The sequence below is a fragment of the Pedobacter psychrodurus genome (assembly GCF_004331735.1).
Lineage (GTDB): Bacteria > Bacteroidota > Bacteroidia > Sphingobacteriales > Sphingobacteriaceae > Pedobacter > Pedobacter psychrodurus.
Map to the genome: position 1 here is coordinate 253,881 of NZ_SJSO01000006.1, position 22,990 is coordinate 276,870.

Annotated in this window: 18 protein-coding genes; 2 read left to right on the forward strand and 16 right to left on the reverse strand. The window is 36.5% G+C overall.

The window, feature by feature from the left end; genetic code table 11:
- Window positions 1-54: 54 nt before the first annotated feature.
- A complete protein-coding gene (locus tag EZ456_RS09535) occupies window positions 55-2,898 on the forward strand; it encodes an alpha/beta hydrolase family protein (RefSeq protein ID WP_131529540.1) in 2,844 nt (947 codons plus the stop codon).
- Window positions 2,899-2,943: 45 nt separating this feature from the next.
- Here EZ456_RS09535 and EZ456_RS09540 read toward each other — a convergent pair whose 3' ends face one another.
- The 10 genes from EZ456_RS09540 to EZ456_RS09585 all read right to left on the reverse strand — a co-directional run bounded on the left by EZ456_RS09540 (window position 2,944) and on the right by EZ456_RS09585 (window position 12,441).
- Window positions 2,944-4,014 carry a M20 family metallo-hydrolase gene (locus EZ456_RS09540; protein WP_131529541.1) on the reverse strand — a complete coding sequence of 357 codons (1,071 nt, stop codon included), beginning with the start codon at window positions 4,012-4,014 and terminating at the stop codon, window positions 2,944-2,946.
- Window positions 4,015-4,125: 111 nt separating this feature from the next.
- Window positions 4,126-4,935, reverse strand: coding sequence for a pyrroline-5-carboxylate reductase (proC, locus tag EZ456_RS09545; RefSeq protein ID WP_131529542.1), 810 nt, complete (start codon window positions 4,933-4,935; stop codon window positions 4,126-4,128).
- Between the two features lie 384 nt (window positions 4,936-5,319).
- The gene (gene argB / locus EZ456_RS09550; RefSeq protein ID WP_131529543.1) at window positions 5,320-6,150 is read right to left on the reverse strand and encodes an acetylglutamate kinase; all 831 of its coding nucleotides are present in this window, start codon (window positions 6,148-6,150) and stop codon (window positions 5,320-5,322) included.
- Between the two features lie 104 nt (window positions 6,151-6,254).
- Window positions 6,255-7,226, reverse strand: a complete 972-nt coding sequence (locus EZ456_RS09555) for a Rossmann-fold NAD(P)-binding domain-containing protein (protein ID WP_131529544.1) — start codon at window positions 7,224-7,226, stop codon at window positions 6,255-6,257.
- A gap of 79 nt (window positions 7,227-7,305) precedes the next feature.
- Window positions 7,306-7,668 carry a four helix bundle protein gene (locus EZ456_RS09560; protein WP_205945062.1) on the reverse strand — a complete coding sequence of 121 codons (363 nt, stop codon included), beginning with the start codon at window positions 7,666-7,668 and terminating at the stop codon, window positions 7,306-7,308.
- Window positions 7,669-7,774: 106 nt separating this feature from the next.
- Window positions 7,775-8,905 carry an aspartate aminotransferase family protein gene (locus EZ456_RS09565; RefSeq protein WP_131529546.1) on the reverse strand — a complete coding sequence of 377 codons (1,131 nt, stop codon included), beginning with the start codon at window positions 8,903-8,905 and terminating at the stop codon, window positions 7,775-7,777.
- Window positions 8,906-9,000: 95 nt separating this feature from the next.
- Window positions 9,001-9,357 carry a four helix bundle protein gene (locus EZ456_RS09570; RefSeq protein ID WP_131529548.1) on the reverse strand — a complete coding sequence of 119 codons (357 nt, stop codon included), beginning with the start codon at window positions 9,355-9,357 and terminating at the stop codon, window positions 9,001-9,003.
- A gap of 123 nt (window positions 9,358-9,480) precedes the next feature.
- The gene (argC, locus tag EZ456_RS09575) at window positions 9,481-10,458 is read right to left on the reverse strand and encodes an N-acetyl-gamma-glutamyl-phosphate reductase (RefSeq protein ID WP_131529550.1); all 978 of its coding nucleotides are present in this window, start codon (window positions 10,456-10,458) and stop codon (window positions 9,481-9,483) included.
- 92 nt (window positions 10,459-10,550) lie between these two features.
- Entirely contained in the window at window positions 10,551-11,738 is a 1,188-nt protein-coding gene (gene argG / locus EZ456_RS09580; protein WP_131529552.1) for an argininosuccinate synthase, read from the reverse strand.
- Window position 11,739: 1 nt separating this feature from the next.
- Entirely contained in the window at window positions 11,740-12,441 is a 702-nt protein-coding gene (locus EZ456_RS09585; RefSeq protein ID WP_131529554.1) for a GNAT family N-acetyltransferase, read from the reverse strand.
- A 580-nt stretch (window positions 12,442-13,021) separates the two neighbouring features.
- Here EZ456_RS09585 and EZ456_RS09590 point away from each other — a divergent pair.
- Window positions 13,022-13,723 carry a DUF4397 domain-containing protein gene (locus EZ456_RS09590; protein WP_131529556.1) on the forward strand — a complete coding sequence of 234 codons (702 nt, stop codon included), beginning with the start codon at window positions 13,022-13,024 and terminating at the stop codon, window positions 13,721-13,723.
- A 63-nt stretch (window positions 13,724-13,786) separates the two neighbouring features.
- On the opposite strand, the gene EZ456_RS09595 is transcribed toward EZ456_RS09590, so the two are convergent.
- The 6 genes from EZ456_RS09595 to EZ456_RS09620 all read right to left on the reverse strand — a co-directional run bounded on the left by EZ456_RS09595 (window position 13,787) and on the right by EZ456_RS09620 (window position 22,851).
- Window positions 13,787-14,257, reverse strand: a complete 471-nt coding sequence (locus tag EZ456_RS09595) for a hypothetical protein (RefSeq protein ID WP_131529558.1) — start codon at window positions 14,255-14,257, stop codon at window positions 13,787-13,789.
- Window positions 14,257-15,480 (reverse strand): DUF4221 family protein, encoded by a 1,224-nt coding sequence (locus EZ456_RS09600; protein WP_131529560.1) that lies wholly within the window; start codon window positions 15,478-15,480, stop codon window positions 14,257-14,259. The genes EZ456_RS09595 and EZ456_RS09600 overlap by 1 nt, the downstream gene beginning before the upstream one ends.
- Window positions 15,481-16,427: 947 nt before the next feature.
- Window positions 16,428-17,411: a DUF5007 domain-containing protein gene (locus EZ456_RS09605; RefSeq protein ID WP_165501291.1), complete on the reverse strand. Its 984-nt coding sequence runs from the start codon at window positions 17,409-17,411 to the stop codon at window positions 16,428-16,430.
- A 16-nt stretch (window positions 17,412-17,427) separates the two neighbouring features.
- Complete coding sequence (locus EZ456_RS09610) at window positions 17,428-18,114, reverse strand: hypothetical protein (protein WP_131529564.1); 687 nt, start codon at window positions 18,112-18,114, stop codon at window positions 17,428-17,430.
- A 27-nt stretch (window positions 18,115-18,141) separates the two neighbouring features.
- Window positions 18,142-19,659: a RagB/SusD family nutrient uptake outer membrane protein gene (locus tag EZ456_RS09615; protein WP_131529566.1), complete on the reverse strand. Its 1,518-nt coding sequence runs from the start codon at window positions 19,657-19,659 to the stop codon at window positions 18,142-18,144.
- A 12-nt stretch (window positions 19,660-19,671) separates the two neighbouring features.
- The gene (locus tag EZ456_RS09620; RefSeq protein WP_131529576.1) at window positions 19,672-22,851 is read right to left on the reverse strand and encodes a SusC/RagA family TonB-linked outer membrane protein; all 3,180 of its coding nucleotides are present in this window, start codon (window positions 22,849-22,851) and stop codon (window positions 19,672-19,674) included.
- Window positions 22,852-22,990: the final 139 nt, after the last annotated feature.

Consider the following 22,990-nt stretch of genomic DNA (forward strand, 5'->3'; position numbering starts at 1 on the left):
GCGGTTTATAATTCTTGGTTTAAAAGCTTATTTTCGTATAAACTTAAACTTATTATGAAATCCCTAAAACTGTTCTCCACCGTTTTTTTACTGCTTGTTATACACCACTTACAGGCACAGGAAAAACCAGCATTAGGCTGGAAAGATGTTTCTAAATGGACCTTTAATAGACCCGCTACTTTATCGCCCAACGGCGAATGGATCGCGTTGGCCAGTGGACCGGTTGAGGGAGATTTAAAGATGACGATCAGAAAAACGAATGATACCTTAAGCCGCAACTACCCAATTGGAGCAACGGCCAATAACATCTCATTTTCAAACGATTCAAAATTTGCTGCGTTTAAAGTTGCACTTAAGGATAGCGAAGCCAAAGCAGCAAAGAAAACAAATAAGCCTGTTTATGATAAACTCTTGCTGGTTTCATTGAGTGATAATAAACAGACGACTTTCGAAAAGGTAAAAAGTTTTAGCTTTTCTGAAAAATCACCTGAGTGGATTGCCATTCAATTTGCTCCGGCAGAAAATGCTTCTAAAGAGAAAGATGCCCCGAAGGGTACCGACGTACTGCTTTACAACCTTATCACCAAAAAAAATTACAACCTGGGCAATGTTTCAGAATTTGCATTTAACAAAACAGGAAGCCTGCTTGCTTATGTTATTGATGCTGCTGGGCAAAATGGAAACGGTATTTTTTTACGCGATATGAAAACCGGAATCACCTCTGCGCTTGATAATGATAAAGCCGTTTATCAAAAACTGGGGTGGAATGAACAGGGAACTGCATTTGCCTTACTTAAAGCTAATAAAAACGACAAGTATAAAGATGACGTTTACAGCATGCTTGGTTTTAACAAAATCAATGGTGATTTAACCAATAAGGTGTTATATAATGGTATCGACGACAAAAGATTCCCAACAAATATGGGGATCAATACCAATGCCACCCCGTTCTGGTCAGATGATCAATCTGTTTTGTTCCTTGGCATCAATACGCTAGCAAAAAAAGAAGAAAAGAAAGAGGAGAAAAAGGATGATAAGAAAACAGATACTTTAGCTAAAGCAAAACCGGAAGTTAAAAAAGATGATATCGAAAAACCTGATATGATTATCTGGAACTGGCAGGATAAGAGATTACAATCTGCACAGCAAACACAAGAAATGCGCGATAAAAACTTTAGTTATTTAAGTGCCTACCGTCTTGCCGATAAAAAATTCATCCAGCTTGCGGACAGCAACATGCGCTCGGTTAGTGTAAACCCGAAAAGCTTATATGCAATTGGATACGATAATTCGAAATATGAGCTTATGGGAAATTTAGATGGACAAAGTTATGTGGATGTTTATTTAATCAACCTTAAAACCTTTGGTAAGAAATTACTCTTCGAGAAAATGTATGCCTCTAATGGAGGAAGACTTGTGGTTGCGCCAAACGGAACCTTAGCCAGCTATTATGTAGACGGTGTATTTTATAGCATCAATTTAGAAACTGGTAAAATCGCCAACCTTACTGGCAAGATTAAAGCTTCTTTTGTTGATGAATTAGATGACCATAATGTAGTTAAACCGGCTACCCAGAATTTAGGTTGGTCTGCTGATTCTAAATATGCATTAATTAAAGACAATTACGATTTGTGGAAAATCTCTGCTGACGGAAATAGTGTTACCCCATTATCTGATAACTGGAAAAGCAAAAAAACTGAAGTGGCTACCCGTTTCCGCATTGATGTTAATGAAAAAGGGACAGATTTAAGCAAGGACCAATATTTCGCAGTTTTTAACTCCAAAAACAAGAAAAATGGCATTGGAATTTTACCTGCTGGAAAATCGAAGATTAACATTTTGTTTATGGACGATAATGCTTACCAAAGTTTTGCAAAAGCTGAACAAGCTAAAGTGTTTACTTATACCAAAAGTAATTTTCAGCAATCGCCAGATTATTATGTAAGTACAATGAGTGATTTAAATGCGGCTAAAAAAGTTACCACAAACACACCAGATCAGGCTAAATATGCATGGTCTTCGGCTGTTAAGTTGATCGACTATGTAAGTGCAAATGGCGATAGCCTGCAAGCGGCCATTTATTTGCCGGCCAATTATGTTCCCGGAAAAGCTTATCCTACCATTACATACATTTATGAAAGGTTAACTGATGACCTGAATACCTATACCATGCCTACGTTTCCTGGTGGAGGTTTTAACAAAGCGATGTACACCAGCAATGGATACGCTGTTTTAATGCCAGATATTAAATACAAGTTGAATGATCCAGGCATGTCGGCCGTTGCCTGCGTAGTACCTGCGGTAAAGGCAGCCATTGCGACCGGAATTGTAGATGAGAAAAATGTTGCCATCCATGGTCACTCTTGGGGTGGTTATCAAACTTCATTTTTAATTACCCAAACCAATATTTTTAAAGCAGCCGCAGCTGGAGCACCTTTAACCAACATGATAAGCATGTACAGCTTAATCTATTGGAACAGTGGCGGCACAAACCAAGCCATTTTCGAAGCCAGTCAAGGCAGGTTAACACCTGGTTATTGGGATAATTGGGATGCTTTTGCACGCAACTCCCCAGTGTACCACATCAAAAAAGTACAAACGCCATTATTGCTTTTACACAACGATAAAGATGGAGCTGTAGATTTTACCCAGGGCATTGAATATTACAATGGTTTAAGAAGGTTGAACAAACCTGTGGTGATGATTACCTATCGTGGCGAAAACCATGGAATTGCAAAATTGCCAAACCGTAAAGATTATGCCGTACGGATGATGGAATACTTTGATTATATGCTTAAAGGGAAACCTGCTCCCGAATGGTGGAGCAAAGGGATAAACCGATTAGATATGGAAAAACACTTAGAAGCGAGAGCCTTTGATGGTGGCGAAGAGAATTAATTATTTTGAGAAAGCCTCAGATCTAGTGGATCTGAGGCTTTCTTACTATTTACCGTTGATTACCGGTTTTAACATATTAACATATCCTTCCACACCTTCTGCAACCTCACGAACATATAAAAATTCATCGGCCATGTGTGAGCGGCCAGAAAAACCTGGGCCACATTTTACAGATGGGATATCCAGCAGAGCCTGATCAGAAGTAGTTGGCGAACCGTAAGTCGTTTTTCCCAATGCTACGCCAGCCTGAACAACAGGATGGTTTTTGTCAATAGACGATGGTTTTAAGCGGATAGAGCGTGGCGTAACATCACAATCTACATTGGCTCTGATGATTTCTAAAACTTCTTCATTGGTGTAGGCATCTGTTACACGCACATCAACAGTAAAGGTACAATTGGCCGGTACTACGTTGTGCTGCGAACCTGCGTTGATAATGGTAACCGTCATTTTCAATGGGCCGAAAACCTCCGAAACTTTTGGGAACTGGTAATTTCTAAACCATTCAATATCTTTTAAAGCTTTGTAAATAGCATTCTCTCCTTCTTCACGGGCGGCATGACCAGCTTTACCATGCGATACACAATCTAACACCAACAAACCACGTTCAGCAATGGCTAAATTCATTTCTGTTGGTTCGCCCACAATACCAAATTCCAGCTCACCTAAATCGGGCAAAACCAGTTCTAAACCATTGTTACCAGAAATTTCCTCCTCAGCAGTTGCGGCTAAACAGATATTATATTTTAAATCTTCTTGCTCGTAGTAGTACAAAAACGTTCCAATTAACGAAACCAAACAACCACCGGCATCATTACTGCCTAAACCGAATAGTTTATCACCTTCAATTGCTGCATCATACGGATCGCGGGTATAACCAGAATTTGGTTTAACCGTATCATGATGTGAATTTAAAAGCAATGTTGGTTTATTGGCGTCGAAGTGTTTGTTGTAAGCCCAAACATTGTTCATCTTGCGTTGGGTCTTAACCCCTCTCTCCTCCAAAAACTGGGCGATTAAATTCGCAGTTCGGTCTTCTTCTTTACTAAAAGACTGGATGCGGATTAACTGTCGCAATAAATCCAGACTTTCTTTTTGTATATTTTCTAGTAACATAGTATTCAGTGATTAGTAACAAGTAGTAAGACAGATTTATCTTTTACCTGTTACTTTTTAATTTATGGTTAGGTACATCATCCATCTTACTTTAACCATTTTACATCCGTTTTAACCTTCCTTGGTATACAAATTCCCTGCTTTTAAGGCAGAAAGCTTAATACCTTTTATTAATGATGAACTAAAACCATTGTGTTCCATTTCGTTTAAACCCGCAATGGTACAACCTTTCGGCGAAGTTACTTTATCTATTTCTGATTCTGGGTGCGTTCCATGTAATAAAAGCAAATCGGCTGCTCCTTTTGCGGTTTGAACAGCCATTTTTAAAGCCTCATCAGCATGGAAACCAATTTCTACCCCACCTTGCGATGCGGCTCTTATTGCCCTTAGAAAAAATGCGATTCCACAAGCACATAGTGCTGTTGCAGAAGTCATTAAATCTTCGTTGATTTTTACAACAGAACCAACCGTTTCGAACATTTTGGTTACGTCTGCAATGTTTGCTGCTGATGCGTTATCACTGGCCATGCAAGTCATCGATTGACCTATGGCAATTGCCGTATTAGGCATTACCCTGATTACCTCAACATCATCACCTAATTTTTCTCTAACCGCAGCACAGCTCACGCCAGAAATCACCGAAATAACCAAATGTTTAGCCGAGACAATTGAAGTTTGGATTTCATCCAAAACCGTATTTAATTGTTGTGGCAGAACGGCCAAAATTACTACTTCAGCATCAATAACCGCTTGTTTATTGTTATTGCTAACGTTAAAACCAGTTTCAGCAAAAGATTTTAAGTGGTCGGTATTTCTACGGGTAAGTGTAATGTCGGTGGCTTGGGCAAAGTTGGCTTTCACCAAACCTTTCGCTAAAGATAAACCGATATTTCCGCTACCAATTATGGCTATTTTCTTCATTGTGGTTCGTTTTATTTTATTTCAGTGGTTTAAACTGATTTATATTTTCTTTTGAAAAGCAAGTTCAATAATTCTATTTAATGTTCAGTCCTGCTATCCACTTCAATCTTTTTTAACTTCTGCCATTCCATCCATTTATCGTCATCGCGAGGAGGAACGACGCGGCAATCTTTCTCGTTTTGAGCACAAAAAGTATTTCCGTTTCTATCAGGTTTAAATGGCAAAGGCAGCAGTAATCGGTTTCTTTTCTATGCCGGTGCAAAATTCTTTACCAATATTACACAAGGGCATTAGATTAATAATTCTTTGTGTTCTTCGTTTCTTGGTGGTTAAAAAATTTCTAGGCACCTCGCCTAAAACCTTCAACCTTTCTACCCTCTACCTTTATTTCAGCATTTTAGTTCCAAAAGTTCCTTCTGCGAGTTCAGAAAGTTCATCAGCTTTGCCAATATAAACTGCTGAAACTCCTTTTTTAATCGCCTCAAAAGCGTTGTGTAATTTAGGGATCATTCCACCTTGTACTGTTCCATCTGCTTTTAAACTTTCAAATTCATCAGCTTTGATTTCCCTTACAACAGATCCGTTATCGTTAACATCTTTAAGTACACCTTTCTTATCAAAGCAATATACCAAACGCGTTTCATATGAAGCCGACATGGCTACCGCAACCGAAGAGGCAATAGTATCGGCATTGGTATTTAAAAGTTGCGTATCACCATCATGTGTAATCGCACACAAAACCGGAACAAAGCCAGCATTTAATAAAGCGGCTAAAGTATTCGCTGAAACAGAATTTTCATCTAAATCACCGACGAAACCATAATCAATAACTGCACCAGCCATAGGACCAGCATCTGTACCATAAGTTTTAGTACTTACCGGTCGTTTTTTCGCTTTAATAATATTTCCATCTGCACCGGTTAAACCTATGGCATTACTCCCTTTGGCTTGCAATTGAGCAACTATATTTTTATTAATCAGTCCAGCGTAAACCATGGTTACAATCCGCAAGGTCTCAATATCGGTAATTCTTCTACCCTCAACCATTTTAGCTTCAATGCCGAGCGATTCGCCCAATTCAGTTGCAATTTTACCGCCACCGTGCACCAGAATTTTATCTCCGGGCAGTGCCGTAAAATCCAATAAAAACTGATGCAGATTTTCAGAATTATCAATTACGTTTCCACCTATTTTTATAATAGTGAGTTCTTTCATATTTTATTCTTACCGTGGTTCGTGTCTCCACGAACCACATTAATAGTTTTGTTTCACCATATTAATAATTGCGGTTCGTGAGGACACGAGCCGAGGCATATGATTTACAATTCCTCCAATATCGCTTTTATTACCGCCTGCGCAGCCCATAAACGATTTCCTGCTTCGTGGATAACCAACGAGTTTGGTCCATCTAAAATCTCTGATGATAGTTCCAGATCGCGACGCACAGGCAAGCAATGCATTACTTTCGCGTCGTTTGTGAATTTTAATTTCTCATTATTCATCATCCAGCCATCAGGATAAGTCAATACTTTTCCGTACTCTTTATAGCTACTCCAATTCTTCACATATACATAATCAGCATCGGCCAAAGCTTCTTCTAAATTATACTGAATATTGGCATTAGGTGTAAAATCTTCTGAAAGTTCGTAACCTTCTGGCTGCGCGATTGTAAAATCGATCATCCCTTCTGCCTGAGCTTTGCACATCCACTCTGCAAAAGAATTCGGCACCGCTTGAGGTAATGCTTTAACATGAGGTGCCCAAGCTAATACCACTTTAGGTTTGCGCCCATCGGGTTTCTTTGTCCAGGTTTCGTGAATGGTAATAATATCGGCAAAGCTTTGTAAAGGGTGACGTGTTGCACTCTCTAAACTCACTACAGGTACAGCACAATATTTCACGAATTTATTGAAGAAATCTTCACTATAATCTTCCTCGCGGTTATTCAGTTTTGGAAAAGAACGCAAGCCTAAAATATCGCAATATTGGCCCATCACCGCAGCAGCTTCGCGGATATGTTCAACTGTCGAACCATTCATCACTACACCATCCTGTGTTTCTAAAGCCCAGCCTTCTTTATCCAGATTCATCACCATTACATTCATACCTAAGTTTAAGGCCGCTTTTTGGGTACTTAACCGGGTACGTAAACTTGGATTCATAAAAACCAAACCTAAGGTTTTGTTTTTGCCTAAATCTTGGTGCGCATAAGGGTTTGCCTTTAATGCAAGCGCATCATTTACAAACTGTTTGATGCTTGGAACATCGTGTACGGAAGTGAAAAGTTTCATTTTTTTAAGCTAAAAGGTTAAAGATTTAAGCTAAAAGCTTCTTGCAACATGCAAAAATCAACGCCTAATCTTAACTAAATTATGTTCTTAATCGCTTCAGCAAGCCTATCAGCATTGCTTTAACTTCATTAGTTATACTATTAATTTCTAGATGCTTTTCCTCACTTAAGTATCTTAAATCTTTTGCGAGTAGGCAGGCGTATTCAGCCTCATGGCAAGAACCTAATGCCATATCTAAAAACCTTGCAAAATCAACATCAGAATTCCTTCCAGCTCCCTCAACAATATTTAAAGGAACAGAATATGCTGCTCTTTTGACCTGGCTATGCAAATCGTACTTTTCTGATGGTGGAAACAATGGAAGTACATCTGAATAAACAAATAATACCATCAAATGTGCCTTTTTCCAAACTTCTAATTTTTGATAATCTCTCATTTTCATTAATACTTAAAGGTTAAGCAGAAAATAGGGATATCACTAATTTAATTATTTACAACTATATAAGCTAATTGCAATTCACTTTCAGCTTTAGTCTTTCAGCTTTCTGCTATTTCATCAACTTACCAAAAGCTACTAAAAATTCATCAGCATGCGCTTTCGTCAAATTTAAGGCTGGCAATAAACGGATCACATTCGGTCTTGCCTCGCCAGTAAAAATATGGTGTGTAAACAATAATTCTTTTTTAACATGTGCCAGTTCTGCTGGCAACTCAATACCGATCATTAAGCCACGGCCACGCACTTCTACCACCTGCTCAAATTTCTTCAATTCGGCGATTAAGTAGTTTCCAACTTCTTCAGCATTTTTCATCAGGTTTTCCTGTTGCATCACTTCTAAAACAGCTAATGCCGCAGCGCAAGCCAAATGATTACCACCAAAAGTTGTACCCAACTCTCCATGCCAAGGTTTAAATTTAGGTGCGATAGAAATCCCTGCTACCGGAAAGCCGTTACCCATTCCTTTCGCCATGGTATAAACATCTGCTTCAACCCCCGAGTAATCGTGTGAGTAAAAAGCACCTGTTCTACCATAGCCACATTGAACTGAATCAGCAATATAAACGGCATTGTATTCATCACAAAGTGAACGGATTTTTTGAAGAAAACTTTTAGAAGCTTCTTTAATACCGCCAACACCCTGGATACCTTCTATAATTACAGCAGAAATTTCATTGCCCTGTGCTTTAAAAGTTTCTTCTAAAGCAATTTCATTATTAAAAGGTAAAAAGATTACATTTTCGGTTTGGTTAACTGGTGCTACAATTTTAGGATTATCCGTTACCGCAACCGCTAAAGATGTACGCCCGTGGAAAGCACCTGTAAAAGCAATTATCTTTTTTCTTCCATTGTAAAATGAAGCCAGTTTTAAAGCATTCTCGTTTGCTTCTGCACCAGAGTTGACTAAGAATAATTGGTAATCTTTCTTCCCAGAAACCTGACCTAATTTCTCCGCAAGCTGAACCTGCAAAGGAATTTTAACCGAGTTTGAGTAAAAACCAACCTTATTTAATTGATCAGTTAAGCGACTTACATAATGCGGATTGGTATGTCCAATCGAAATCACAGCATGACCGCCATATAAATCTAAGTATTGTTGTTCGTTAGCATCCCAAACATTGCTGCCTGCTGCTTTGGTTATTTCTATATCGTTAAGTGGGTAAACGTCGAATAAGTTCATTTTTTATAAGGTTAAAGACCAAAGACTAAAGACCAAAGCACCTGTAAATTTCATATAACAGTATGCTTAGTTCTGTAGAATTTAATCAATGAATATTATGGTCGCAAATGTTTAATTAAGCCGATTAACATAGCTTTAACTTCACCAACCATCTTGTAAATTTCTAAATATTTGCTTTCTTCAAGATATTCTAAATCTTTTGCTAGAAAACAAGCATATTCCATTTCTTGAACAGAGCCTAATGCATTATCAAGAAAGTGAGCAAAATCTTTTTCGGTCCGCCGTCCTGCTCCCTCAACAATATTTAGTGGAACAGAATACGCCGCCCTTTTAACCTGACTTTGCAAATCATATTTTTCATGAGCAGGAAAATCAGGTAAAATAAATTTGTAGACATATAAAACCATCAAATGTGATTTTTTCCAAACATCTAGTTTTTGATAATCTCTCATTTTCTAAGCTTAAAGTTAAAAGCAAAAAGACTAAAGTTTATTGCTTTATTTAAATCATTATTTACTTATGCTAGCACCATGCTATCTTTACTTTAGTCTTTGGTCTTTCAGCTTTGGTCTTAATTAAAAATTTGCTGCTTTTAACTTAAGTCCAGCTGTTTCATCCAAGCCGAACATTAAGTTCATATTCTGAACCGCTTGTCCGCTGGCACCTTTTAACAGGTTATCAATAATACTGATGATAAATAATTTACCACCATTTTTTTCTATATGTACCAAAGCTTTATTGGTGTTCACAACCTGTTTTAGATCGATATTTTTCCGGCTTACATGCGTAAAAGGATGAGCATTATAATATGCTTCGTAAATGTTTTGTGCTTCTTCTAAACTTAAATCACTTTCCAGGTACATGGCAGCTAAAATACCTCTTGTAAATGCACCACGCTGTGGAATAAAATTTAAAGCTTCAGAAAGTGAGGGCTGCAACTGCAACAAACTCTCGCTAATCTCATTCAAATGCTGGTGTTCAAATGCTTTATAGATCGAAAGGTTATTGTTTCTCCAGCTAAAGTGCGAAGTGGTAGATAAACTCTGCCCTGCCCCTGTTGATCCCGTAGTTGCATTAATATGAACCTCATTCTGAATCAACCCTTTAGCAGCCAAAGGCAACAAAGCCAATTGGATACAAGTTGCAAAGCAACCAGGGTTAGCAATATTTTTAGCTGCTTTAATTTTATCGCGATTTAGCTCAGGTAATCCGTAAACAAAGTCTTTGGTAGAAAAGCTAGCGTTTGCATGCGGCCTGAAATCCTGCGACAAATCGATGATTTTAATGTTATCATTAATTGGATTTGCAGCTAAAAACTTTTTCGCATCACCATGACCAACACATAAAAACAAAACATCGATATCTTGCGGAATATCACTCACGAATTTTAAATCAGTATCACCGATTAAATCAGTATGTACATCAGCAATTAAGTTTCCTGCGTTACTTGTGCTATTTACGAAAGCAATTTCAACATTTGGGTGGTTAACCAAAATACGTAGCATCTCGCCACCTGTATAACCCGCGCCACCAATTATTCCTGCTTTAATCATTTTTTTTTAAGGTTTAGAGGTATAAGGCTTAAGGTATAGGGTTATGGCGCTTTAACCTTTCGCCTTTCTACCCTCAACCTTAAATCTTGAGGCTATGCCTCGTTATTTACTTTATGCCAGATCATTACCTGGTTACCAAATATTTTAGAGAAACCTTTAACATCTTCTCCGCTCCAGGCGTTGTTCATTTCGCCGTAGCTGCCAAATTTATTGCTCATTAAATCATGGTTAGATTCAATTCCGATAATCTGGAAACGGTACGGCAACAACTCTACAAACACTTTACCGCTCACAACTTTTTGTGTATCGGTTAAAAAAGCCTCAATATTCCGCATAATCGGATCGTGAAACTGACCTTCGTGCAACCAGTTACCATAGAAAGATGATAGTTGCTCTTTCCAGCTTAACTGCCACTTGGTTAAGGTGTGTTTTTCTAAAGTATGGTGTGCTTTGATAATGATAATGGGGCTAGCAGCCTCAAAACCCACACGGCCTTTAATACCAATGATGGTATCACCTACGTGGATATCTCTCCCAATCCCAAAAGGCTGAGCAAGGGCCTGTAGTTTCTGTATTGCTTTAACAGGTGCTAATTTTTCACCGTCAATGGCTACCAGTTCACCTCTTTCGAAGGTTAATTCTACCTTACGCGGCTCTGTTTCTGAAACCTGGGTTGGCCAGGCACTTTCTGGTAAAGTTTCGTTTGAAGTTAAAGTTTCCTTTCCTCCTACCGAAGTTCCCCATAAGCCTTTGTTGATCGAATATCTTGCCTTTTCTGCACTGTATTCTACTCCATGTGCTGCTAAATATTCTATTTCCGCCTCGCGGGATAATTTTAAATCTCTGATTGGGGTAATAATTTCAACACCTGGAATCAGAATGTTAAAAATCATGTCGAAACGAACCTGATCATTACCAGCTCCGGTACTTCCATGGGCTACATAATCAGCACCGATTTTTTTCACATAGTTGGCAATAGCTGTCGCCTGACTAACGCGCTCTGCGCTTACCGATAATGGATAAGTAGCATTTTTTAATACGTTACCAAAAACCAAATATTTAATACAGCCTTCATAATAACTTTCTGTTTCATCTACAACAGCATGCGATTTTACGCCCAAAGCATATGCTCTTTTCTCAATTTCCTGCAATTCTTCATCAGAGAAACCACCAGTATTTACAATTACCGAGTGAACTTCTAATCCGCGATCCTGTGCCAGGTAAATACAACAAAATGAGGTATCTAAGCCTCCGCTAAATGCTAAAACAACTTTTTTCATGCTATTTAAATAAAAAGGTAAATAAAAATAAAAGGGCTTTTAAGCCTGTTTTGTTAGGCTTAGGTTTAACAACTAAACGTTGTTTGATGCGCATAAAACGCTCATATAATTTGGGTTTCTTTTGTAATTCTTCAGCAAATTGCTTGGCTACTTCGTGTTTTTTTTCGGCCGGGTCGTAAAGCATAGCTGTACACATACAGTTTTTGCGTTCCTTCATTTTTAAAATTTCGAAGTTTACGCAGCTTTGGCAGCCTTTCCAAAATTCTTCATCCTGGGTAAGTTCGCTGTAGGTTACAGGCTCATAGCCTAAATCAGAATTGATTTTCATTACAGCCAATCCAGTTGTTAAGCCAAATATTTTTGCCTTTGGGTACAACTTTCTCGACAAACCGAAAATTTCATTTTTGATGGCTTTTGCTAGTCCCGCTTTGCGGTATTTAGGACTTACTACCAAACCACTATTGGCCACAAACTGTCCGTGGCTCCAGGTTTCTATATAACAAAATCCTGCCCAGGAACCATCCTTGTGAAAAGCAATAACCGATTTGCCCTCTTGCATTTTATTCGAAATATATTCCGGCGAACGCTTAGCAATCCCTGTTCCACGAGCTTTTGCAGATTCTGCCATTTCTGTTACGATTTCTTCTGCAAATACACGATGTTCAGGAAGTGCAACCTGCACTATAAATTCGTTAATATCCATTCGTTTTCTAACGAAAAATTATAAGTATTCTTGTTAATTGGGTTTTTAGAGAGGATCAATTCCTCGTTACGTTTAGTATAGGTACTAAATACGTGGAGTGAAATTTTGCCGGCTTGTGGGATAATAAAATACAGGCTGAAAATGACTAATAAACAGACCTTTCCCAGACACCATTTGTGTTGAGGAAACTGAAAGTTTATGTAAAATTTGTTTAATCATTTCTTGCGTATTAAAACGGCTTTAACTCTATTGAGGTGCAAAGGTTTAAATAAAAATCGAGTTACACAATAATATCGTCATTTTTTTATGTTAAGCTTTCCATTTTATTGGATTAATCTGACTTAAGGAAGTGTTGAGACGGCTTATACCTTTTAAAAATTTCCGAGCATCGTCCATTTAGGATATCGGTCTTATTACAAATTTTAACATTGTTAAAAAAAGGCGACAAACTTTAACATCTGCTTAACATCATTTAACATCCAATAATACCGTTAAACGCAATATTTGTATGTCTGTAGCGAATGTTATCTAGCTATCGTTTTATGGATACTCCTTAAATATTAAATCAAATTTTAACCGTATGAAGAATTTTACGCCATTTCATTTCAAATCGACTGCTTTATTTATGCTAATCGCTTTTACAGCATTAACTTCATGTAAAAAAACCGAAACTGCCGATCCTACTATATCTTATTTGAGGGTAATTAATGCATCGCCTTCTTTGGCGACTTACAATGCTTACTTTAATGGCAGCATGGTTAATTCGGCAGCTTTACCGTTCGGTGGCTCTGCTGCTTATCTTTCTTATACCGCTGGCGCTTACAGTTTAAAATTTACTACCGCCAGCAGTACGGAGAGTTTGTTAACCAAAACCGTAGCCTTGAGCGCAAGCACTTATTATTCATCTTATCTGATCAATAAACCAGCGGCATTGGATGTTTATACCATTGGTGATGACCTGTCGATTCCTGCTACTGATAAAGCTTATATCCGTTTTATCAATTTATCGCCTGATGCACCTGCTTTAGACCTGACCAAAACCAGCGCGACTACCATGCTGGTTACCAATAAAGCCTATAAAAGTGCAAGTGGTTTTATTGCTGTAGACGCAGGAACTTATACATTGGATGCAAAAGAAACTTCATCGGGAACAGTGAAAGCTACTTCCGCCAGCACCAGTTTTACAGCGGGTTATCATTATGATATTATTTGTGGTGGTTTGGTAACACCTGCAAATGAAACTGAACGTCCATTAAGTTTACAGGCTATATTGATCAAATAATGGATCAGAAATCTTTTTTATAGTCGCCTTATGTCATTGGATTCAATGACATAAAGCGACTTTTTATTTGAGAATGAAACCGTATTTTTTTGCCACTGTATCAACGTTGTCTAGATACAACCAATCCTTATAAAAAAGTTCTGATTTCTTAAATTCAAAAAAAGCATTTCTCTGAAAGTTGACTCCATATTTTTCCAATTCAAATCCTTCATCTACTATAAATTGTATATTAGAATTTTTTATTGAATCTAGAACCTCGGCATTATTACTTGGAATTACTACTATTTTTTTATAGTCACCAAATTTGTTTTCTTTCTTGTCTCCAAGCTGTTTGAGAAATTTAATGGTCTTTTCTGTACAAGACCCACAGTTTCCTGATATTACAACAATAAAAAAATTATTTAATTTATGTAGATCTGTGTTTTGCTTTTCTTTAAAGTACGTATAAAGGTGCTCCTCATCTTCTGACATCTTTCGCTTATTACATGCGGTAATTATTAATAAGATGACCAAAATAGTGTAGTACTTTTTCATTACGATCTACTTTTCATGACCTTTATGATATCGAACCTCAAATGTAATGGATCCACAAATTTATTTTTTCTATGAGTAGGTGAAATAAATAATCCCTCTTTAGTAATAAACCATGTATTAGGCGAATATTTATACATTGGCAATTCTATTTCTTTAATTACTTCGAACTTTTCATTAAAAATCATTAACACCAAAGGTTTATCTAAAATTGAATTAAAATATTTACCATTCTCTTGTAATATATTTCTTAAGCTAAATCTATAATAAACATGTCTGTATTTATCATACATTACATTAAAAAATTGGCTGTTTTCTATATTATGAGTTACCCATTTTTTCGGATCTTCACCTTTATTATAAGATATTGAATCAGCTAAATATTTACCTTTCGAAGGCGTTCCTCCATAGTATGTAATGGTTGAATTTTTAGGATTATACTGATAAATATTTGATTCATAAAGATAGCTATAGGTTAAAACACCTTGTTTTTGCTGTTCACTAGTAACTATTGACGTTAAAAAACCGGCGCTACCTTTAATTTTGTACAAATAATCAGAATATGAAATTGGAAGAAATGTGAGTTTTCCACTATTTATATTTAAAGATGCAAAAACGGGTTTTTTTTTATTCCAATCAAAATCGTAATATACTTGGTTTAGAACAAGCTGATCATTATAAAAAAACATTTTAAAATCATGACAATATGAAATAGACTTACCTGGCATATTATTTTTTATTGATATGCTATCCATTGACATCTCTTGTTTCTTTCGCAAATTTGTATCAATTATAATCAGTTTTTCATTACTATAATTGAGTATAATAGAATCAAAATTTATAATACTAATATCCGCAACGCTTCTACTTTTATCTAAATCCTTCTTATCTAAATTTTTGAATGACAAACTCTCGCCAACTAAGCTTAACTGCTTATACATGCTTCGGTGTGTTAAATCTAAAATATCAATACTTGATAATTCAGGATTATATCCCAACAGATAATCTACATTATTTTCACTGTATTGAGTATACGTGAAATACGGACGGCTATGCGCTAGTTCTATTGGTATCTGGATAGAATCTATTTTAATCTCATATTTCCAGGCATCTTTAGCTGATTTTGAAATTATTATATATTTATTTTGATCAGTGCTTTTACAGGAAATAAAACAAATACAGCTAATAAATATAAGACAAAAGATAAGCGATGGATATTTAAGCATACAAAATATTTAATCTGGCGGCGTTTGACAATTCACTAAAGGACTGCAACTCGGTCCACCGATTGGTGATCCAGAAAAACACCCAAATGCTATACTTCCGAAATCACATGGAGATGGGTGATTTTCTCCAGGACATGACTGTGGATTTAAGCACTCCAGACCTGTTTGAAGGTTCGCCTTGCACCCAAAAAGACTAGATCCAGGACAAGGATATAGACGAAGAATTTGCTGTGGGCTGCAATTCTTCTGCCCTATACATGGCTGGCCAGATGTGCCTCCGCAACCAATATATCCATCAGGGCATGTTTTTATGTAGCTCCCCATTACTCGATTAGTGATCAACTTCAACGAGGTCACATTTTGATTAAGCAGTATTGCTTTTGTTACTTTGTAATTTACTTCATTTTCCTTACTATAAGAAAACAAACAAATAGTTGTTAAAACAAGGCAAATAGTTATAACTAATTTCATATTAGTACATAGTTTAGTGAGTGTTATTTATTTTTTTACTTTGATTGCATTAAATTATTAGGTAATACTTAGTACGATTAGTGCTGGAGCAGTTTTCATTAATTCCTATAAATGAATATTTACTATGTCAATTTAGTGTTACTCTAACTTAAATTGTAACGTTTTTTTAACTGAAAACGACCACATATTAACCTAAAGAATCAACTCTACACGATATTAATTTTACTAATTGCGGTATATGTACTTAATGCAGTACCAATTCATAAATAACTTATTATCAGAAGATTATACCTATTTCAGCCTGACAATTGAGTTTTTCGAAACTAGTATATTGCACATAAAAAACGTAAAAAATCTACAAATTGATATTTGATACCTAAAATTGATGTAAAAGGGCAATTTTCAATATGAAAATTGCCCTTTTAACATTTATAACTCAAGAAGCGGCTGTTAATGATATAGACCTATTTTCTTAATTATTTTTTGATTACATCAGTAAATTTAACCTCTATAACATAAGTACCTTCTAATTTGAGTCTCCAAGACCACCTTGGGTTTACAGAGAAACCTGGTGATGATGGAAAGCCATCTATTGATTTTATAAAGGTACTCGGTATTCTATAATACATTAAGAAACCCCAATCGGTAGTTGGTGTAACATATTTTGTTAAAGGAAACGGTGCTAACTCAAAATCGCAGATCATAGCGGTATCAGTTTGAATAACCGGGTTGAATTTAGCATAGTTTTCAAAAATTGGCCTATCTCCCCTTGCTATAATTTCTTTCGCTTTAGGATTAAAGACTTTTCCATTTTTATCCACCATTTTCAGTATAGCCCTTGCACCTGTAGATGAAATTTTTGTACAGGTAATGATTGGGTTTTTCATTGGCGTTGCTACACCTGTAACATCATTAAAGCCGTTAGCTACATTATCAGTAATCTCGAATAAATCATCTATCGTAGGATCCACTACATTAATAGTCGCTAATTTAGGAAATAGCCTAGTACCTGTTCCATTAGTCATTTCTACGTCATATACATACCTTCCCAAAGGTAAGAAGCCAGATGCTTTGTTAAAAGTAAGCTGTCCACTTAATTCATTAAACTCCATTGGCTTCTTTTTAACCACCTCCCTTTTCTTATTTAGCAATTCAAGGGTTACATCTGTTTCGGCATCAAAATTGGCACCAGTTTTAAAAACAGTGATTTCATATTCCTTAGAGAACTCAGCGGGTGCCGGAGAACCGTCTTCTTTTCTCAAATTAAGCAATTTATAGGTAAAAGGCGGCGTAGAACCATCGGCATTAATTCTATCTGATTGAAAAAGCGGTAATCCTCTTTTCGCATAAATATTATTGTCTTTATATCGAATGGAATCACTCAGAAAGCCATTTTGTATTTTTTTGCATGCCACTACACTTAACAAGAGTAATAAGCCTAAAATATATTTCATTTTCATATTAATTGCGATTAAATTAATTGCCCAACGATTGTGCATTAAAAAACAGCCTGTGGTATCCATTTAATACATGAACAATACCATTGGTTGTGATGATTCCTGATGTTTGACAATCCGCAGCCTTATCTTTTTGTGAGTCGGGAATGGCACTTTGATCCGTTTCCTGATCATCACGCGTTCCGATTACTTTAGTATAAGTTACATAATCTACGTAATTTATATACTGCGTATATTCGTAAGAACGTCTCAATTTGATCAAATATTGAACATTTGGAATAGCTCCCAGTAAACTAGTATAAAGCTTACCGCCAACTGTCATCTGGTCTCTGTTGATCTTACCTGCAAATAAATAGGTCTTTAACGAATCATTTAATTCCTTTACTGGAATATCTTTGATACCAAAATCAAAATTTTCGTTTCCAGTTTGGATTGCTTTCTGATTTTTTTTTGCTTTTACATACTCCGCTATTCCATAATTTGTTGTTGCAAAAAAGGTTACATTACCATTTACAGCATCCTTTAAACCTGCCCTGTCTATCACTTTCACTAAGGAATCGAAATTGCGGTTAGACTTTAAGTAATCGTAAGTACTTAAATTTACATTGGGATCACTTGGGCCACCATCCCTTTTATAATCATTTTTTTTACAAGCCGTTAGCGCCAGCAATATTAATGAAAGATATACTAATATATTATTTTTCATATTTTCTTAATCTCTAATAAAAACAACTTATACTTTACCCAGCCAATATGGTGTTTGTTTCAATAACGTATTGTTTCTAAACAATGCAGGATCTAAAGGCCAATAAAAACCTTCTCTTCTAAACCTGCTTTCTGTAAGCCAATCAACAATAAGGCCGTATCTTCTAGTCCTAAGCAAATCATAGAACAAATGTCCTTCCAGGTACATTTCTTTACCACGCTCATAAGCATATTCATCCATTACCTGATCCACAGAGCTTCCAGCCGGAATTAATACTGGATTTGGGTCATTTCTTTTTCTGAAATCATTGATAATACCAATAGCTGTTGCTGCATCCTTTTTGTAAAGTGCAATCTCTGCTTTAAGTAGTTTCATATCACCCAATCTGAAAATGATAATGTTATTACTCAGATAAGGGTCTAATTTCTGACCAGGATTTCTATACGTTACATTACTGTATTTTACACTCATCGGCTTTTCCGGATTAGTGAGATCAAAGCCCTTTTTATAACGTATATCGGTGGTTGTTTCGAAATGATTATTAAGATACAAAGGCGTGGTATAAAAACGTGGATTGTTTCCATAACCTCTAATATAATTCTCATTTAAAAAATACGAACCTATAGAACTACTAGAACCTTCCAATGTATTCTCGCTGATATTAATTTCAAATATTCCTTCAGAAGAACGACCAATAAAAGTATTTTTATAATTAGCCGTATCTGTTAAAGCATAACCTCCTTTGCTAATTAATGTATTTATGGTCGTATCAGCATTATTCACATCAGTCAAATTAGGTGCATCAACTGAAACATCCGACATTGTTGCTCTCCAAAGATACAAATGCGCCAAAAGGGCATATACCGAGCCTTTGTTTGCAGTAACCTTTGCATCTCCGGTATTGGCGTAATTCCAGCTTAATAAATTAATGGCTTTGTGGCAATCATTTTCAATCAATTTCATAATTTCTGACCTCGAACTTCTTGGCAATTGTGGCGCATTGATTGGATCTTCGTAAGACTCTGTAACCAACGGTACATCGCCCCATACCCTTACCATCATAAAGTAACTTAATGCACGGAGGAAATATGCCTGACCAATCACTGAATTCCGGAATTGAGCAGGATCGTCTTCAGCAGACAATTGCGCATCGCTCATGCCATTAACTTTCTTCAAAATCAGATTAGACATGGCAATACTTTTATAATATAAGGTATAATTGGCCAGCGTATTGATATTGTATTGAAAAGTAAAATCTCCACCTTGAATTCCTTCTAAACCATCGCCTGTATACTGTATGGTAAAATAATTTTTGGCGATAGCATCACCATACATAAAATAACGATTGTTTTTACTGGTAATGGCACTACGCATCATAGCATAATTACCAGCGATCGCACTTCTCACGTCCCTTGATGATTGCCAAAATGTTTGCTCATAAGGTGCGTCCTTTGGTTCCTCATATAATAATTTTTTACAGGAACTTACGGTAACCGCTGTAGCCATTGCGATAAGTACACCGATTTTTGTGATTATATTTTTCATTTATTGACGATATTAAAATTGAACTTGTACACCTAGCGTATATTTTCTTGGAATAGGATACCCGGTTCCATTATACTCCCCATATCCATTTACAGCTTCTGCATCTGGTAATTTTTTTGATTGCTGGAACATATATACGTTATCAGCAATTGCGTATAATTTCAGCTGACTTAAACCCAATTTTCTTACAATTTTAGGACTAAAATCATAACCAAGATTGATACTTCTGATCCTTGCATAGCCACCTTTTTCCAGGAAGAAGGTTTGTGCGCTTGTGTAATAATAACGATAAGTACCTAAATCGAATTTTGCGTATTCAGCCTGGTCACCAGGATTTCTCCAAATGTTCAATCGATCTAAATCCGGTGAAGAAACACTGGCAAAATTGTATACTGCATTAGCATCCTGAGAATTTGCAAAACGATCTGAATCAAATAGATTTAGCACATCACGTTTCAAAGTGAAGTTGACAAAAATACTTAAGCTAAAGTTTTTATAAGAAAAATTATTTGTCCAACCACCTGTAAAACGTGGGTTGGGATCGCCAATTGGCGCTTTATCTGGATTAATCCCATCATTAAAAATATCCACGAAATAATCTCCATCCAGATCGGCCAGGTAAAAATCACCTGGATTAAATGTTCCATTACTGTTTCTATATCTTTCTCCGGTGTAAGGATTCTGAGGAATATCTGCTGATGTAGAAAATACACCTTTTGTACGGTATAAATAGAAAGCATTGATCGGACTCCCTACAGAAAGCACATGGGTTTTATCAAATCGATCTCCACTTAAAATAATGTCGCGGCCACCATTTGGTAAACTCATGATCTGATTTTTATTGTAGGAGATATTAAAAGAGCTATTCCATTTAAATTCCTTGCGGATCGGATTGGCAGTTAAAGTCAACTCCATACCAGCATTACGTACTGCAAAAGCATTGGTATAAGCATTGTCATAACCTGAAGTAACCGGCAAATCAACATTGAAAAGTTTTTGTTTTACTTCTTTATTATAGACATCGAATGAAATGGCATATCTACCATTATCAATTTCCATATCAGTACCAATATTCCATTGTGTAGATTTTTCCCAGCTTAAATCCTTTTGGGCCACACCATTTCTAAAGTTTGGTGTAATTGCCGTTACACCATTATATGAAGTTGCGCCAGTATTCCCACCAAATGAGCCATTGTTAACACTATAAGTATTATACTGCACATAAGCATTTCTTTTATCTTCATTTCCTGTAACACCATAACTTCCTCTTATTTTAATTAGTGTAAAAGGGTTATTGGATAAGTTTTTCATAAAGTTTTCTTCAGATAATATCCAGCCTGCAGATATTGAGGGGAAAACACCATATTTGTTGTTTTCACCAAAACCAGATGAACCATCTGTACGGATTGTTCCGGATAAAAGGTACTTGCCATCATAATCATAATTAAAACGGCCGTAATAAGCTATTAATCCATGTGCTATGTAATTTGTATAGGCATAAATATTTTGCTGCTTAAAACCAGTAACCGTTTGGATGTTATCTGATGCTCCTCCAAAGCCCGATGCCTGGGTAGATTGAAACAAACTATATTCTATATCCTGACCCGCTACCGCACTAATAGAATGTTTTTTAATGGAACCATTAAAAGCCAGATAATTCGATGTTCTCAAGCCAATTGCACTTGAAGAGAAACTTGAAGAGCTGTTGCCAAAACCGTTGTTTAGCAAATTGCTCATACTTACATCCCTACGGGTATTGTCATTAGTATAGGAAGTTTGGGAATTTAACGTAAAGTGTTTATTAAATTCATAAGCCAGGTTGAGGGTAGCTAAAAATTGGTTCGACACATTTCTGTTTAAATTTTCACCATCTTTACTTACGAAATAATCCAATTTTTCTGGAGATATATTAAAGAGCGAGGAAGGTAAATTCCCAGAACCGACTTTAGTAGGCTTAGATGGATCATTTGGATCTTCATTACCCCTACCTCTGCTGGCACTTGAATAAGAAAATATAGGGTTGATCATTAATTTTTTATTCATTGCTCTCGAGGTAAGGTTTAAGCGTGTTGTATAACGTTTAAAGCCTGTTCCTTTTACAATACCATCTTCATCATAATAACCTCCACTAAAGCGATAAGTTGTTCCATTATCGGTACCACCGCTTATACTCAGGTTATTATCGTTGATTTTACCAGTCTGATAAAATAAATCCTGCCAATCGGTATTGCCATTAAAAGCTGGATTTAAACTATCTGTAAGTATGTATGGCAGTTGAACACGTTGATCGTAATTAAGCTGTCTTTGAAGTACCTCCATTTTTTGTCTACGTTCTGTAGTACCAATGGTAGCCTGCCTTAAGTTAGGGCGTTGCACCATACCATAATAAGTGTTAAAACTTACTCTTGTATCACCGCCAGTACCTTTTTTTGTTGTAATTAAAATTACACCATTGGCAGCTCTCGAACCATAAATGGCTGCTGCTGAAGCATCTTTTAATACGTCAATAGATTCAATATCATTCGGATTAAGGCCAGCCATATAGTTGGTTCCTGTACCGGTACCTGGCGGAACAAGATCGTCAGATGATTGTGGAACACCATCTACCACATAAAGCGGTGATCTGATTACATTAAACTGATCATAACCTGTGCTACCTGTAGAGTTACCCCTTACAGATACTGTAGGCGCCACGCCTGGCTGACCAGTAAAGTTCTGAACATTTACACCAGATAAACGACCTTGCAACAACTGATCAAAACTTGCCGCAGGTAAGTTAGCCAGTTCTTTACCTGAAATACTGGAAATCGCAGCTGTGGTTTTCTTTCTGGTAATTTTTTGATAACCGATAGTAACCACTTCATTCAGCGTATTATTATCTTCTTCCAAAGAAAAGTTTATGGTACCGCTTGCGGGTAATGGTTTTTCCAGTGAACGATAACCTACGATCCTGGCTATGATAATTGCACCGTCTTTTTGAACCGTTAAGGTGAACTTTCCATCAGCATTAGTAGCGGTACCATTCTTGGTACCTTTTTCGATAATTGAAACCCCCGGTATGGGTTTGTTGGTTTGATCTACAACTGTTCCCTTAATGGTTTTTTGGGCGAAGGCCAGCCAAGGGATGAGTAGATAAAATAATGTTGCCGTTAAAAATTTCACATAGCAATGTCTTGTAGAAGTTTTTTCCATTGATGATTAGTTAGTTGGTTTGGTTTGATTACAACTAAAAGTATCACTATTTTTACTTAGATTTTAATTTTTTTTTAATCAATAGGAACCATATTTTAACCTAAAACCGGCCTGAATACAACATTTAGTTTCACAAAAA

Excerpts from the sequence above, each read along its gene's own strand:
- EZ456_RS09600 (WP_131529560.1), bottom strand. The coding sequence starts at position 15,480 with ATGCTTAAATATCCATCGCTTATCTTTTGTCTTATATTTATTAGCTGT.
- proC (WP_131529542.1), bottom strand. The coding sequence starts at position 4,935 with ATGAAGAAAATAGCCATAATTGGTAGCGGAAATATCGGTTTATCTTTA.
- EZ456_RS09585 (WP_131529554.1), bottom strand. The coding sequence starts at position 12,441 with ATGGATATTAACGAATTTATAGTGCAGGTTGCACTTCCTGAACATCGT.
- EZ456_RS09620 (WP_131529576.1), bottom strand. The coding sequence starts at position 22,851 with ATGGAAAAAACTTCTACAAGACATTGCTATGTGAAATTTTTAACGGCA.
- EZ456_RS09590 (WP_131529556.1), top strand. The coding sequence starts at position 13,022 with ATGAAGAATTTTACGCCATTTCATTTCAAATCGACTGCTTTATTTATG.
- EZ456_RS09565 (WP_131529546.1), bottom strand. The coding sequence starts at position 8,905 with ATGAACTTATTCGACGTTTACCCACTTAACGATATAGAAATAACCAAA.
- EZ456_RS09615 (WP_131529566.1), bottom strand. The coding sequence starts at position 19,659 with ATGAAAAATATAATCACAAAAATCGGTGTACTTATCGCAATGGCTACA.
- EZ456_RS09595 (WP_131529558.1), bottom strand. The coding sequence starts at position 14,257 with ATGAAAAAGTACTACACTATTTTGGTCATCTTATTAATAATTACCGCA.
- EZ456_RS09610 (WP_131529564.1), bottom strand. The coding sequence starts at position 18,114 with ATGAAAAATAATATATTAGTATATCTTTCATTAATATTGCTGGCGCTA.
- EZ456_RS09570 (WP_131529548.1), bottom strand. The coding sequence starts at position 9,357 with ATGAGAGATTATCAAAAACTAGATGTTTGGAAAAAATCACATTTGATG.
- EZ456_RS09555 (WP_131529544.1), bottom strand. The coding sequence starts at position 7,226 with ATGAAACTTTTCACTTCCGTACACGATGTTCCAAGCATCAAACAGTTT.
- EZ456_RS09540 (WP_131529541.1), bottom strand. The coding sequence starts at position 4,014 with ATGTTACTAGAAAATATACAAAAAGAAAGTCTGGATTTATTGCGACAG.
- argB (WP_131529543.1), bottom strand. The coding sequence starts at position 6,150 with ATGAAAGAACTCACTATTATAAAAATAGGTGGAAACGTAATTGATAAT.
- EZ456_RS09560 (WP_205945062.1), bottom strand. The coding sequence starts at position 7,668 with ATGAAAATGAGAGATTATCAAAAATTAGAAGTTTGGAAAAAGGCACAT.
- argG (WP_131529552.1), bottom strand. The coding sequence starts at position 11,738 with ATGAAAAAAGTTGTTTTAGCATTTAGCGGAGGCTTAGATACCTCATTT.
- EZ456_RS09605 (WP_165501291.1), bottom strand. The coding sequence starts at position 17,411 with ATGAAAATGAAATATATTTTAGGCTTATTACTCTTGTTAAGTGTAGTG.
- argC (WP_131529550.1), bottom strand. The coding sequence starts at position 10,458 with ATGATTAAAGCAGGAATAATTGGTGGCGCGGGTTATACAGGTGGCGAG.
- EZ456_RS09535 (WP_131529540.1), top strand. The coding sequence starts at position 55 with ATGAAATCCCTAAAACTGTTCTCCACCGTTTTTTTACTGCTTGTTATA.